A 13,975-nucleotide genomic window follows, 5' to 3' on the forward strand; every position below is an offset into this window, starting at 1 on the left:
GTCAGCCGATGGGCTTGCCGACCGCTGCGGCCCAGCTCTCGAGCTGACGCACCAGCCCTGTTTCATCATGGGCGCGAGACTGTTCCAGTGCCAGCGAGGCAATGCCACTCATCGAAAGGATGATGCGGCCACCCTGGCCATGGGCAATCATCCTTCCTGCCTCGGCTGCGGCAACGATGCCGGTCAGCGGGTCGGCAATCGCATCACCGACAAAGCCGATCGTGCCCGTTGCATCGTACAGGGCCTGGCTGAGGCCACCAGCGACAGCGGTATCGTCACCAAATCCTGTCCAGCCAGCCGCTTCGCCCGAGATGCCATGCGCAGTGATCGTGACCCAGGCAAGGCCGGCTGTATCGCGCACGAGCCGCTCGGCATCGATACCCAGCTGAACTAGAGCTCTGGGCCGCGCCGATTCGATCACGACATTGGCCCTGCGGATCAATGCGATCACCGCGGCGCGGTCAGATGCGCTGTGCAGATCGACAGACATCCGCTCCTTCCCGCTATCGAGAAAGCAGAAAAGGCCTCGATCGCCCTCGCGCATGCGATCCGGGCGCGAACGGCTTTCGACCCTGATCACGCGAGCACCGCCCCGCAACAACAATTGCCCTGCGAGGGGCCCGGCCCATAGCGCAGAAAGATCGACGACCAACGGTGGCGTTCGATGGGCTGCGGCGCTTTGCCCGGCAGTGGCAAGGGTGATCGCCGGACTTGCAGGTCTTTCGCCGAGCGCAGCTATGGCCAGCCCGAGACTCCTGCCTTGATCGACCAGCGCACGGGCTGTCGATTGCCGCAGATGCGCAGCCAGCGATGGTGGGCTTGCCAAGTCCAGCATCGCACTGCCAACCAGCGCGGGCAGAAGCTCCCTATCGTCCGGACGGGAAAGATTGAGCGCGATCCATCCATCGCCGGTTTCGTGGAAACGGCATCCTCCCCCCGCCGACACAGAGCCAGGCACGGCAAACCGGTTGAAACGCGCCCGCATCGCAAGCAGGTCCGGACCGGAAAGGGTTTCCAGTTCGGGAGAGGGCAAGCTGGAGCGGATATCGGCCAGCCGGGCATCGGCCCAGTCGGACAGCGGTATCGTGACCGGCTCAGGCGGCAAAGATCTTGCGGACCTCGCGGCGGAGCAGCTTGCCCATCTCGTTATAGGGTAGGGCTTGCTCAAAGCGGATTACCTCTGGCACCCGGCTGGAGCGCAGCCGTTCGCGCACCAGCTGGCGAAGTTCGTCTGCGTCCGGAGTCTGATGCCCGTCGCGCACAACAAGCGCAACCCCCACCGCTTCGCCCCATTCGATCGATGGAACGCCAACGGCGCATGCATCTGCGACCGCTGGATGGGTCAACAGGACATCCTCGATCTCGCCCGGCGACATGTTCTCTCCGCCGCGGACAATCACGTCATCCGCGCGGCCGGAGAGGAACAGGAAACCGTCCGCATCGATATAGCCGGCATCGCGGGTGGGGAACCATCTGTCAGCGGTCAGCGCGCTCTTTTCCCTGTATTCGCCCGAAACCTGATCGCCCCTGACATAGATTTCGCCGGGACTGCCTGCAGGCAGCACCTGACCGTCTTCGCCGCGTATTTCGATCTCGACGGTTGGCAGCGGGCGACCGACAGATGCCAGACGCGCGCGGACGGAAGGATCGGCTGATCGGTGGGCTTCCCGATGATCCTCGGGGCCGAGCAGGGCAACGGTCGAACTGGTTTCGGTCAGGCCATAGGCATTGGTAAAGCCGGTATCAGGCAACAGCGCGAGCGCCTTTTCGATCACCTCGAGCGGCATCTTGCCACCGCCATAAGCAATCGCTCGCAGTGCCGGCAGGGCAGTCTCGCCTCTTCGTTCCATGGCGTCGATGATCCGTGCGAGCATGGTGGGCACGACAAAGGCATTGGTTACGCCTTCCGACCTTGCCAGCTCCAGCCAGGCTTCGGGCGAGAAGGCGGGCAGCATCACGATCCGGCGCATCGAGTAGATCGAGCTGAGCAGCGCCGAGATGCCGGCAATATGGTAGGGCGGAACGCAGACAAGCGCGGCATCCGACTCATCGGCCGAGGCAAACTCCACCGTACCAAGGATATAGGACACCAGATTGGAATGGCGAAGGATCGCGGCCTTGGGCGCGGCGGTCGTGCCGCTGGTGAACAGCTGGATGGCTATGCCTTCTCCCTCTGCAGCCTCGACGCTGTCGCTGGAGTTTGCCAGCGAGGCTTCGACAAATGCCGACCGGCTCATAGCCAGATTGCCTGCGCATAGTCTGGTTGCCCGGCCTTCGTCCCCGATAACAAGGGCAGGCTCGATGCGTTGCAGAAGAGCGCCCAGGTCCAGGTCGGCAAGACGATAGTTCAGAGGACAATAGGCGATGCCGGCCAACGCTGCACCGAAAAGCGCGAGTACCGCCGCTTCGCTCGATTCGTCGAGCAGCGCCACATGGCAGCAGCCACTTTCGGTGATCCTTGCCGCCGCCCCGCGAGCTCCGGCAAGCAGTTGTGAATAGGTCCAGCGCCGTCCATCGCAGACCAAGCCGATGCGGTCGGGCGCGGCCTCAGCCGCCATTTCGAGGAACAGCGCGATGTTCATGGCAGGCCGTCAGTCCGAAGCGGGCAGGGGTTTCGCATCCTTGACCGTCAGGATCGCCCCATCGACGGCCAGCGAGCCCTTGCCGGGCTTAACGCAAAGCAGTTCGAAACTCCCTGCGGCATCGACATAGCGCTTGCCCATCAACGTCCCGGAGGCGAAACCCTCGGCGAGCGAGCCGAGCGTTGCGGGCTTATCCGTCTGCATGGCTGCGCCGCCGCATTCGATCTGGCCTTCGCCGCTGCGGATAACCATTACCTCCGTATCACAGACCTGGCTCTTAAGTTTCGATCCCGGTTTCATCCGTCTTTCCTTCGTTTCCGCTCGTTCTGTCAGGCAATGGCCCCGGCGGATTTGAGCTGCTCGATCCGGTCCCATTCGATACCCAGTTCCATCAGAACCAGCTCGGTATGTTCGGACGCAATGGGCGAACGCGTGGTGACCGTCGGCTTACCGTCAAACTGTACCGGACCACGAACCAGCTTGAGCGGCTTGTCGCTGCCATCAGCCGCTTCGACCTCGACGATCATGTCGTTCGCATTGGCCTGATCGTCGGTGAGGAGATCGACAAAGGACTGGATCGGTGCCCATTGGCCGGTAAATGTCTTGAGATGCTGACGCCAGTATTCGAACGGCTTCGCGGCGAAGGCCTTGATCAGGATATCGCTTGCGGCACCGGCATTCTCGAACAGCGCACGGGGATCGGCAAAGCGCGGATCGTCCGCCGCTTCGGGCACGCCGATATGCTCGAACAGGCTGCGGATATGACCGGACGGGCTGAGCGTGCACAGGTTGATGGTGCCGCCGTCCGACGTCTGGTAATTGCCCTGGAAGGGGTTGCGCGCTGCGCCACCCTTGCCCGGCATCGGGTTGCGGGTCAGGATCCCCGTTTCCGCGACCTGCGCAATCAGCGCGCCAGAGGCCCATGCTGCCGCGCTGAGCAGCGAGACATCCATCACCGTGGCCTCGCCGGTACGCTCGCGGTGCAGCAGGGCCGCCGAAATGCCCCCGGCAATGAACATGCCGCCGATCGAATCGCCGAAAGCGGGAATGCCCTGATTGAGGGGACCCGGCAGTTCCTCGGGGGTCATCGAATAGGCGACGCCGCTGCGGCTCCAGAAGGCCGTTCCGTCAAAGCCGCCTACCTCGCGCTCCGGACCCTTGTCGCCATAGGCGCTGCCACGAGCGTAGATGATGTTGGGGTTGACCGCGCGGATATGTTCGACATCAAACTTGTTCTTCTGCCGGACTTGCGGAAGATAATTGGTCAGGAAGACATCAGCAGACCTGGCCAGTTCGTAAAGGACTTCCTGGCCTTCCGGGGTCGACATGTCGATGCCGACACTGCGCTTGCCGCGATTGGGATGTTCGAACAGCGTATGGCGCTGGGGATCGAGCGTGACGCCGCCCATGTTGAGGAAGCCGCGCTGGGCATCGCCTCGCACCGGATGTTCGATCTTGATGACGTCTGCACCCCAGTCCGCCAGAATTCCGCCTGCAGCCGGCACGAACGTGAACTGCGCCACCTCCAGGACCCGTATGCCTTTCATAACCTGCGTCATATGATCCCCAGATGCGCCGCATAATGTGCAGCGACGCCTGCACTGTCTTTTCACCTAATTGCTCACGAGGCCGCAGCAAACCAGAAAACTGAAACACCTTCGGCTATCGCTATCACGATGCAGGGCTTTGTCCAGCCGTCGATGGCACCCTCGTTCCCGTAACCGTCCATTGGCCTCGCATTAATGGAGTCATGGGACGAGCCTTGAGAGACAAGAAAGGCCCGGCTGGTCGAAAGCCGATCAGCCGGGCCTTTTCCGGTCGCCAGAGAGGTCTGCGAACTTAGCGCGATCCGAAGAAGAAGCGGAAGTTGAGACCGAATTCACGCGGAGGCGTAACCGTCCCGCCCGTATAGGTGCTGGTGACGGTCGTGGGCGTCGTCCCGGTGAAGACAGGCTGACCGTTTGCGAACTGGCCACCGAAATTGAGCTGCTGGAACGAGGTGAACAGTGGATCGGTGCGGGTGAGCGTCTGGACTGTGTCAAACAGGTTCTTGGCGAAGAGCGACACTTCCCACTGGCCGTCGGGTGCCCGGATCCCCGCATAGAGGCTGAGCAAGCCGAAATCGTCAACCTGATCGAATGCGTTGGCCGGGTCGCCCTGCGACTTGCCGCTATAGTTGAACAGGCCGCGAATGTAACCATCGACCTTGTCGGAGATGGGCAGCGTGTACTCGCTCTGCAGCGTGGCCGAGAAGGGCGGCACGAAGGCGGATCGCTGGTTCACCCGGCATGCCGAGATATTGTTGGCACCTACCGCTGCACGCAGCGCCGCTAGGGTGGGAGCGGTCGTAACGGCATCGGGCCGCCCATCGCTGTTGAGATCGGTACACGGGATCGTGCCGTTCTTGATCTTGCCAAGCGAATAGCTCGCGACAAGGCCGACACTCCAGCGATTGGTTACCTGATAGGAAAGCTCGCCTTCGATCCCGTTCACTTCCACTGGCACGGCGCCGGCAAAGTTGAACGATGCGACCTCCTGCGCCGTTCCCGTTACCGCGCCCGTGGCCGGGTTCCGAAGCGCAACGGTGTTGACATAGAACACGCCGCGGTTGGGGATGCGATAGGGGAAATTCTTGAAGGTCTGGTGATAGGCCGTCATGTTGAACAACAGTTTGCCATCCAGCAGTGTGCTCTTGAAGCCTGCTTCATAAGAGCGCGATGATTCAGGCGGAAGGTCCGTGAAGGCTCTTTCCAGCGCAGACTGGGCAATGTTGAAATTGCCGACGATGTTGATGCCCGGTCGCCAGGAACTGCCGGTGCTGGCATAGACCAGGAAGTCCGGGCTGAAATTGTGCTTGATCGATGCCGAATAGATCAGCTTGCTCTGATCCAGGTTGAGGTTGACCAGCCGCGCTCCGTTGACGACCAGCGAACTGTCCTGCGAATAGTCGATCTGCCGCAGACCGCCGGAAATTTCGGTGTTCTCGCCGATATGCGCGGTCAGATGTCCGAAAAACGACTGCTCGTGCGTCTGGTTACCGCGCTGGATCGGTGTCTGGACGACCTGCGCGATGCCGCCGCCGAAGGCAGCGGGCAGTCTGACGACGGTTGGCCGCGTCAGGGTGGTCGGCGAACTCAGCTTGTTGTCGAAAAAGCCGATGACATAGTCAAAAATGTCGAAGATGCGTTCTTCGTTCTGCAGGCGTACTTCGTGCGACGTGCCCGTCGCACGCGTGTTCGTGATCTGCTGGATATCCCGATTGGGGAAGAAATTGCCGAAGTCCTGATTGTCGGTCGAGAAGATGCGCTGCTTGGTGTGCGAACCCTGATAGATCAGGCGCTGGCCCCAATTGGCGAGCTCTGCGCGCCAGTTGTAGATGTCGAAGCGCTGGCGGACGATGCGCGGTTCTTCCTGGATGGAGAGCCGATCCTGGGCACGGATGCGGACCGGGCTGGCAGTCGCGGCGGGGTTGATCTCGCGGAACGAGATCGCCTGTTCATACGAGCGGCCGTTGCGGTCGAGCCGCTGGAAGGTGCCTTCCAGCCGAATCCAGTCTGCCGGCTCGATGAGGGCGACAATCCGACCGCCCTTGGTCCGAGAGAAGGGATCGCGTGCGCCCAGCGTCCGGTTGATGGGACGGACGCGGTCGAGTTCGTTCTCGTCGAACACACCAGAAACGCGGATGCCCGCAATACCGGGGATGACGGGAATGTTGACGCCACCCTTGAAGTTCAGCGTGCCGATGTCGTTGGCGGTCCAATCGACGAAGCCGCCGAACTCATTGAGATCGGGCTTGCGCGCCGTTACGGTGATGGCACCGGATGGCGATGCGCGACCGCGGAGCGTGCCCTGGGGCCCGCGCTGGACCTCGATCTGACCGATGTCGAACATCTGCTGCAGGATGATGCCGGCGGAAATCGGCGCGTCATTGAAATAGAATTCCACTGTCGCATTGTTGCCGCTGGCATTGGTATCGAAGTTGACGCCGCGCAAGCGCGCGTTGCCGCCGATGCCATTGGCGTTGTTGGTCAGTTCAAGGCCGGGAACGAGGCGGCTGACTTCGTTGAATTCGCGAAGGTTCAGCTTCTCGATCGACTCGGCTGCGACCACGTTGATCACGGCGGGCACGTCCTGCACCGCTTCATCGCGGCGACGAGCCTGCACGATGATGATGTTGGCAACGACGCCGGCATCGGCTTCGGCATCCTGCGCAACAGCGGCATCGGCTGCAGCTGCCGTTGCGGGCACATTCATTGCAGCGGCGCTTGCGGATGCGAGCAATAGGCTTGTGATTGATAGCATGGCGATATCCTCCCTCTAAACGACGCCGGCAATGCATCCCCGGAGCATCGCTTGCGGTAGTGCTTCGGTTGGCCCGAAGTTTCTGGCTGCCTTTATGCCCGATTCTGGTGGTGCGAAAATCACGGCAAAGCGGATGGTGCCGATATATCGCGGCAGCGATTCAACCGCCGTGCCCAGTGGCGCAAAAGTAAGCAATTTCGGGGTTTCCGGCATCGCTCCAGCGTTGTTTCTCGCATACCATGGGTCGAGAACGCCGGTTGACGCTGCGATATCGGTGCCTTGCCCGAGAAGATGGGCACCTCCCCAGCCTCCTTACCTGCCGAAAAGACCATTTGCGAATGTCAAAGCCGGAGCCGTGCCAGCGCGAATCGCAAGGTTTTGGCCCTGTCGCTGCCCGCAATCTCCGCCCCCGAGAAGTGGTCAGCTGCAGGTTAAGGAGCGGCAGTACAAAAAAATGCTAAACTAGCTTGACATTGTGCGGCGCAGCAAGCATACTAAGCTTAGTTAGTTTTTCTAGCTCACGCGCGCCAAGCTGTCGTGCACATCACTTTCATGAGGTCTTACCATGAGCATCGTTACCCGTATTGCCATCCCCGTTTCCATCTTCTGCATGGCCATGTTGCCGATTGCAGCTTCCGCGCAGGGTGAACCCGGTGCGACGTCGGTGGCGGGGGAATATGTCGGCAAGATGGTCTACGGCCCGAAGGGCGAGCGCCTCGGCGCTGTCTACAAGGTGGGCCAGGACGGTGCCGCTCAGGTGATCATTAGTGGCAAGATGGTCATCATCCCCGCTTCGAGCCTCAATGTCGTGGAAGGCAAGCTGACCACCAGTATCGACAAGCGCACGCTGACCACCACGCGCTGAGCAGGAACTTCAAGATCGCATGGCGGCGGGCCCGGCCTTCGATCAGCTCGAACTGCGTTAGTCCCCACCCTAAGGAAAGGCCGCTTCCCCTGTGAAGCGGCCTTTTTGCTGCGGAGTGATCAGTCGGGCAGTTCGTGCGGTTCACTGGCCTGGGCGATGAGGCTGCCATTGGGTCGCGACTTGAAGACGTTGGCCGTGATCGTGTCCAGCGACGCAATCAGGCGGCAGAGGTCGTCGGATCGCAGTCCGGAAAAGGCGGTCGCCTCGTTTTCGCATGCGATTTCACCCAGTCGGGATGCCAGCGATCCTCCCGCCTCCGTCAGGAACACGCTGTTGGCGCGCCTGTCGTCTGTGCGTGCCGATCGCGTGGCGAGCCCATCGGCGCACAACCGATCGATCAATCTCCCGGCAGATGCTTCGCTGATTTCGAGCATGCTGGCGATGATGCGCTGGCTGGCGCCGGGATTTCGCGCAATCGCTGCAATGGCGGTCCATTGTGATCGCGTCACACCCAGCCGCGCCACGCTGCAGTCGAAATGGACACGCAGCTGCCGGGAAATCATGGCAAGCTTCAGCGATGCGCTTCGCCTCAAATCAGCTTCTTGACCCATCTATTCCCCCCATCTCCCGGCCGGATGATCCCACGAACCTCCTCGAACCGCCAGACGTGCCAGCGATGTCTTGCCGGGCCGTGCCGCCCGATGCTGTCAGGAGATCACGTTGCGCATTTTGAGGTCGGTATATTCTGCCTCGTCCAGTCCCAGAAGATGGCGGTAGACATAGTCGTTCTGCGCGCCCAGATTCGGCGCTCCCCGCTCTATCCGCGCCTCGTCCGGCGACATACGCCACCCGGGGCCGATGACCGGCCGACTATTGCCTGAATCGTCCGTCACGAGGCGGAAGGCCTCGCTAGCCCAGAGCCACTCGTTCCCGACAAGATCCAGAGCGGACTGCGACCGGAATGCAGGGACGCCAGCGCGGCGCAGCTGCTCGGCCAGCGGTTCGGCTTCGCGCTGTCGCGTTGCATCGGCAACCGCAAGGTCGATCGCTTCGCGCGATCCCAGCCTCGCGGTCAGATTTTCGAAACCGGGCAGCGCAATGGCCAGCGTCTGGCACATCGCCTGCCATTGTTCGTCGGATTCTGCAGCAATGCTGAGCCACTGGCCGTCGCGGCATGGATAGCATCCGTGCGGCGCGCAAGCCGGGTGGCCGTTGCCGACGGGATAGACCGGCGCACCGCCGTTCAGGGCCGCAAACAGGCTGTCTCCGACCATGGCCGACATGGTTTCTACCGCCGACACATCGATGAACTGCCCTTCGCCAGTGGTGGCGCGGTGATGCAGCGCCGCAACAATGGCAAAGGCGGCCGATGCGCCAACCGTCGAATCCCCATAGCGGATGTTCATTCCCTGCGGTTCGCTTCGATCATGGCCGGTCAGCGCCGTCAGCCCGCCGATCGCAGCGAAGCACGGGGCATAGCCGGTCTGGTAGCCCAGCGGCCCGTCATTGCCATACATTTTGATGGAAAGCTGGATTATGTCGGGCCGGATCTCTTTCACCTGGTCATATCCCAGGCCCAGCCGTTCCATGGCGCCCGGACGCAGATTGTCGATCAGCACGTCACATTGCGCAATCATGCGCCGCAGAAGGTCCATGCCATCTTGCGACTTCATGTTCACCTGAACGCTGCCCACCTCCTGGTTGATGCTGAGGAAATAGGGAGCCGAATTGATGTCGACCCCGCCATAGGCGCGCATTTCGTCCAGGTTGGTCAGGCTTTCGACCTTGATCACTTCTGCGCCAAGAAAGGCGAGGAGCTTGCCGGCATAGGGGCCTGCCCAGACCTTGGTGATTTCAAGCACCCGAATGCCCTGCAGCGGGCCGCCGCGCGAAGCCGGACCCGTCATGAGAGCATCGCCTGATCAGCGCCCAGCACCGGCGCCGGTGTGGCGATGCGCGTCGGGGATGCGCTCATCCTGTAGGGTACAGTTGGGTAAACGCGATCCCCCAATCGCTGGAAAAAGCCGCGATGGAGGAACTGGTCATGGCGCGGCAGGTCGCCAGGACGGTTGACCGGGACGAGGGGGACCCCGAGGCGCTGTGCCTTGTCCGAGAGGGCGTTTCTGGGCTGCCCCGCCACCCACTCGGCGAAATGCTGGCGAAATCGGGCGACGCGGTCAGGCGTGCAGTGAAACTCCAGCCAGTCGGGCGGGAAGTCGAGCAGCCATTCAGGCGCATCCATCAACTGGCTCAGCCCTGTCCAGTGCGCCTGCGTGGTCATGATCAGGAAGACATGGCCATCGGCGCAGGCGAAGGTCCGCCCAGGCCCACCCATGTCATAACAGGTGCGGGCATGGCTTGGATCCTGCTCCCCTGCGAGCATGCGACCAAGCACGCAATCGGCGCGGGACAGCATGGTGGCCACGGCGCTGATGTCGACATTCTGCCCCTGGCCGGTCTGGCGTTTGCGCCACAGGCTCGCAGACGTCGCAAGTGCTGCTTCGAGCCCCGCTTCGAACGCTGCCAGAAAGGGCCCCGGTCCCTGGAGCGGTGGACTGTCGGGCAGCGCTTCGCTGGGGCTGTGCCAGGCCCATCCGCTCGCGTTGATGATGTTGATGGCGCGAAGCTGCTGCCATTCATCAGGCGCGGTTTCGCCAAATGGTGTGATCGCGCAGCGGACAAGATGTGGATGGACGTCGGCGATACGGTCGCGATCGATTCCCAGTCGCGCCGCCGCCTCTGGCGCGAGATCGGTGACCAGCGCATCGGCCCGTGTGAGGGCGCGGTCGATCAAACCGATGGCCTCAGGCGCATCCGGATCGATCACGACCGACCGCTTGTTGGTGTTGAGCCACGCAAACAGCAAGCCGTCCTGATCCTCGTCGGGCAGGATGGCGCGAACCGGGCTGCCGCCGGGCGGCTCTATCTTCAGCGTTTCCGCACCGAAATCGGCGAGCAGCCGCGCTGCATACTCGCCTGTGACCTGCTCGGTGATCTCGACGATCCTCAGCCCCTTCAGTGCACTCACGCGCTGTTGCCCCTTGTCTGTTCAGCGGGACACCGCATTGCGGGGCACCATCGGCGGCATCGCCATGTACCGGTCCACGGCGTGCTCGAAATGGCGGATGCGGATCTCCTGATAATTGCCGAGGGTCAGACCCCGCTTGGCGCTGGCCTCTATGCCCTGCTGTTGCAGGAAAAGGTTGTCGGTATCCTGGTCGAGAATCTTGCCAAATCCCGGATCCATGCCTTCTGCCTCACAGAAGGACTGGTCGTCGCGCAGCAGGGTGACGACCGCCGGTTCCGGACGAGGGCCGCCTTTGGGTGCGGGGCGCAGGAACAGAACCTCGAAGATGCAGCGCCGATGGTCGGCGGCATCGGGGCGGAACCGATAGACCATCGGCAGCGAGATGCCGGGGAACAGGAAAGTGTTCGGAAAGATCGTGTAGCTGAAGCAGTCGAGCAACTCGCTGTCCGACACGGCCGAAAGATCGCTGCCCGTCTGCTGCTCGAATGTGGTGCGGAACAGTTCGGCCATTGCCTGGCGCGCGGTGCCATCGCCCACCATCGGTCGGTCTTCACCCAGCATCGATCCATCGCCGACGGTGAACTGGTCGAGTATCTGCTGCTCGGTATAGCGCCCCTCCAGATGCGGGCTGATGACGCCCAGGCACGAGATGAAGCGGTTCACGTGATCGCCATAGATGTCATATTGCGAATTGGCATCGGCGTTGGACGGCGCGACCTGCGGATGCGTATCGAGCACATGATAGGCCTCGGCAAAGGCTTCCAGCGTCAGCTTCCAGTTTGCCGGGAAACTCTTCTGCACATGCAGGTGGACATAGCGGTCTTCCAGCTTCCAGCTTTTCAGATGCCGGGTCGCCTCCTCGCCCAGATAATCGCACAAGTTAGGGGCATCGGGGTCCATGTTGATCCACACGAAGCCGCCAAGGAGTTCCACTCGTGCTTCCGGCAGGCGGAAATTCTCCGGCTCGACATGCGGAAAGTCCCAGGGACAGGTCATCTGCTTGAGCTGACCATTGGCATGCCAGGTCCAGCCGTGGAAACTGCACTTGAATTCGCTGGCGCAGCCCTCGCTGCCCGATGCACGCAGCTTTGTGCCGCGATGAAGGCAGGCGTTGTAATAGGCCCGGACCTCGTCTTCGGCGGTGCGAGTGATGATGAAGCTGCGCTGGCCGATATCGTAGACAATATAGTCGCCGATCTCGGGGATGGCCTCCTCGCGACAGGCCCAGTGCCAGCACCGCGTCCACAGCCGTGCAAATTCCTCCCGCTGAAAGGCAGGATCGGTGTAGCGGTCGGTGCCGATATCGTCCGATCCCAGATATCGGTAGGACTCGGACCGGATCCAGTCGGGGGCAGGGCGCTTGTCCTGCGCGATGATGTCCTGCGTGGATACCGCCGGGCAACGTGCCGCGCCTGGCTCCAGATTTCCGCTCTGAATGTTCATTGGGCTTCTCCGTTCGTCCCGTGCAGTCCGTGCTGTGCGTTCACAGCCCCGCTGCCAGGCTGTGAAGGGCACCGTCCTTCATCACCATCGCTATCCTGGAGCGATCCGCCACCGCATCGACATCGGTCAGCGGGTCGCCGTCGATCAGCAGCAGATCGGCAAGCTTGCCCGGCTCGATGGTGCCAAGATCACCTTCGTCGCGCATCAGCAGGCCGCCATGGCGGGTCGCACAGATCAGCGCCTCGGCGGGGGTGTAGCCATAATAATCCACCAAATGCCGCACATCGCGGGCATTCGTGCCCTGCCGGTTCCACGCGAGGCCGTAATCGCCGCCGATGACATGCCGGATTCCACGCTTTCTCAGCGCGCTATGGGTCTCGATCGAAGCCTCCACCAGCTGGGGAATTCCCATGGCTTCCGCCGTCCCCTTGGGCAGCCAGGGCTCGCCTTCGTGGATCATCGTGTGGAACAACCCGATTGACGGGGCAATGAAGATGCGATCCTTCGCCTCTTCGCACAGGTCCAGCATTTCCTCGTCGTGAAACTCGGCGTGGAAGATCGCAGTGACGCCAGCGCGGATCGCGTGTTTCACGCTTTCGGCCGAGCGGGCGTGCGCATTGACCTTCTTGCCATAGGCATGGGCCGTATCGACGGCCATTTTCACCTCATCCCACGCCATGGGCGTGGTGTGCGCAGGCGCAGTCGGATAGAAAGGGTCGCCCGAGATATCGAGCTTGATATTGTCGCACCCCTCGCGGCAGGCGAGCCGGACAGCATGGCGCATCTCTTCCGGTCCCGAGATGATGTGGGAAATGCCGATGCGCGGGTTGTGCTCGCGGCTTTCGTCGCCGATCGATCCCACGACCGTGATTTCCATGGATCCTGCGCGGATGCGGGGGCCAGGGATCAACCCGGCATTCACCGCATCACGGATTGCCACGCCCAACCGCAACTTGGCCTCGGACGCGCCATAGGCGCTGGTGAACCCTGCATCGATAAGGTCCCTGGCGCCCTGCATGGTGATAAGCGTGTGCGCTTCGGGCGAGGGCTGGACGAGTTCTTCGGTTCCGGCGGCATTGCCGAACGAGATATGCGCATGCCCTTCCACCATGCCTGGCATCAGGAACCTGCCTGCCGCATCGATCACGCGTTCCGCCTGGACGCTTTCACCAGCGCCGCCGGGCCGTACCCACTCGATGTGTCGATCGGTCACCAGCACGTCGCCCATAACCGCGGGTGCACCGGTGGCGTCCCATATTGTCGCACCGCGGATAAAGACGCTGCCCATGCAAGGCTCCTCTCGCTCTTATGGCTTGAGAGGCAGCCTAGTCGTTGAGCGAAGGCACTCCTCGATACTTGCTGCACCCCGGTCGACAGTCAGCGCAGGTGCCGAATTAGCCTCTTCCGCCGGGCGGGGGGCTTGGGCAGATTTGTGGCATGAAGATAATCATAACCGACCAGCATGGAGAGCAGCACGAAATCCTCGACGCGAACGAGGGTGAAACGCTGATGCAGATTGCCAGCGCGCGGGGGATCGCGGGTATCCTGGCAGATTGCGGCGGGGCCTGTTCCTGCGCCACCTGTCATGTCTATATCGATCCCGACTGGAGCGATCGCGCCGGCCCGCCCAATGATGTGGAGGAAGCGATGCTCGACATGGTGGCTGATGTGCTGCAGCCGACCAGCCGCCTTTCCTGCCAGGTCCGGATGACACGCGAACTCGACGGAATTGTCCTGCGCGTCGCGCCCAATTGA

General features: G+C 62.1%; 13 protein-coding genes. 2 read left to right on the top strand and 11 right to left on the bottom strand.

The window, feature by feature from the left end:
- Window position 1: 1 nt before the first annotated feature.
- The 6 genes from LI72_RS10735 to LI72_RS20305 all read right to left on the bottom strand — a co-directional run bounded on the left by LI72_RS10735 (window position 2) and on the right by LI72_RS20305 (window position 7,097).
- The gene (locus LI72_RS10735; protein ID WP_033926303.1) at window positions 2-1,105 is read right to left on the bottom strand and encodes a CoA transferase; all 1,104 of its coding nucleotides are present in this window, start codon (window positions 1,103-1,105) and stop codon (window positions 2-4) included.
- Window positions 1,095-2,582, bottom strand: coding sequence for a class I adenylate-forming enzyme family protein (locus tag LI72_RS10740; protein WP_033925837.1), 1,488 nt, complete (start codon window positions 2,580-2,582; stop codon window positions 1,095-1,097). The genes LI72_RS10735 and LI72_RS10740 overlap by 11 nt, the downstream gene beginning before the upstream one ends.
- A 9-nt stretch (window positions 2,583-2,591) precedes the next feature.
- Window positions 2,592-2,882 (bottom strand): hypothetical protein, encoded by a 291-nt coding sequence (locus LI72_RS10745; RefSeq protein ID WP_033925838.1) that lies wholly within the window; start codon window positions 2,880-2,882, stop codon window positions 2,592-2,594.
- A 29-nt stretch (window positions 2,883-2,911) separates the two neighbouring features.
- Window positions 2,912-4,141, bottom strand: coding sequence for a CaiB/BaiF CoA transferase family protein (locus tag LI72_RS10750; protein ID WP_033925839.1), 1,230 nt, complete (start codon window positions 4,139-4,141; stop codon window positions 2,912-2,914).
- Window positions 4,142-4,421: 280 nt separating this feature from the next.
- Window positions 4,422-6,884 carry a TonB-dependent receptor gene (locus LI72_RS10755; RefSeq protein WP_033925840.1) on the bottom strand — a complete coding sequence of 821 codons (2,463 nt, stop codon included), beginning with the start codon at window positions 6,882-6,884 and terminating at the stop codon, window positions 4,422-4,424.
- 15 nt (window positions 6,885-6,899) lie between these two features.
- Window positions 6,900-7,097 (bottom strand): hypothetical protein, encoded by a 198-nt coding sequence (locus LI72_RS20305; RefSeq protein WP_197051875.1) that lies wholly within the window; start codon window positions 7,095-7,097, stop codon window positions 6,900-6,902.
- A 352-nt stretch (window positions 7,098-7,449) separates the two neighbouring features.
- On the opposite strand from LI72_RS20305, the gene LI72_RS10760 reads away from it, so the two are divergent.
- Complete coding sequence (locus LI72_RS10760; RefSeq protein WP_033925841.1) at window positions 7,450-7,749, top strand: hypothetical protein; 300 nt, start codon at window positions 7,450-7,452, stop codon at window positions 7,747-7,749.
- A gap of 119 nt (window positions 7,750-7,868) precedes the next feature.
- On the opposite strand, the gene LI72_RS10765 is transcribed toward LI72_RS10760, so the two are convergent.
- The 5 genes from LI72_RS10765 to LI72_RS10785 all read right to left on the bottom strand — a co-directional run bounded on the left by LI72_RS10765 (window position 7,869) and on the right by LI72_RS10785 (window position 13,508).
- On the bottom strand, window positions 7,869-8,312 hold the full coding sequence (locus LI72_RS10765) for a MarR family winged helix-turn-helix transcriptional regulator (protein ID WP_231562437.1): 444 nt from the start codon (window positions 8,310-8,312) through the stop codon (window positions 7,869-7,871).
- A 144-nt stretch (window positions 8,313-8,456) separates the two neighbouring features.
- Entirely contained in the window at window positions 8,457-9,656 is a 1,200-nt protein-coding gene (locus LI72_RS10770) for a CaiB/BaiF CoA transferase family protein (RefSeq protein ID WP_033925842.1), read from the bottom strand.
- Entirely contained in the window at window positions 9,653-10,777 is a 1,125-nt protein-coding gene (locus LI72_RS10775) for a CaiB/BaiF CoA transferase family protein (protein ID WP_033925843.1), read from the bottom strand. The genes LI72_RS10770 and LI72_RS10775 overlap by 4 nt, the downstream gene beginning before the upstream one ends.
- Window positions 10,778-10,798: 21 nt before the next feature.
- Window positions 10,799-12,220 (bottom strand): aromatic ring-hydroxylating oxygenase subunit alpha, encoded by a 1,422-nt coding sequence (locus LI72_RS10780; RefSeq protein ID WP_033925844.1) that lies wholly within the window; start codon window positions 12,218-12,220, stop codon window positions 10,799-10,801.
- 40 nt (window positions 12,221-12,260) lie between these two features.
- Entirely contained in the window at window positions 12,261-13,508 is a 1,248-nt protein-coding gene (locus tag LI72_RS10785) for an amidohydrolase family protein (protein ID WP_052129730.1), read from the bottom strand.
- A gap of 149 nt (window positions 13,509-13,657) precedes the next feature.
- Here LI72_RS10785 and LI72_RS10790 point away from each other — a divergent pair, with 149 nt between their 5' ends.
- Window positions 13,658-13,975, top strand: a complete 318-nt coding sequence (locus LI72_RS10790; RefSeq protein ID WP_033925845.1) for a 2Fe-2S iron-sulfur cluster-binding protein — start codon at window positions 13,658-13,660, stop codon at window positions 13,973-13,975.

The sequence above is a fragment of the Sphingomonas sp. 35-24ZXX genome, from assembly GCF_000786215.1.
Taxonomy (GTDB): Bacteria; Pseudomonadota; Alphaproteobacteria; order Sphingomonadales; family Sphingomonadaceae; genus Blastomonas.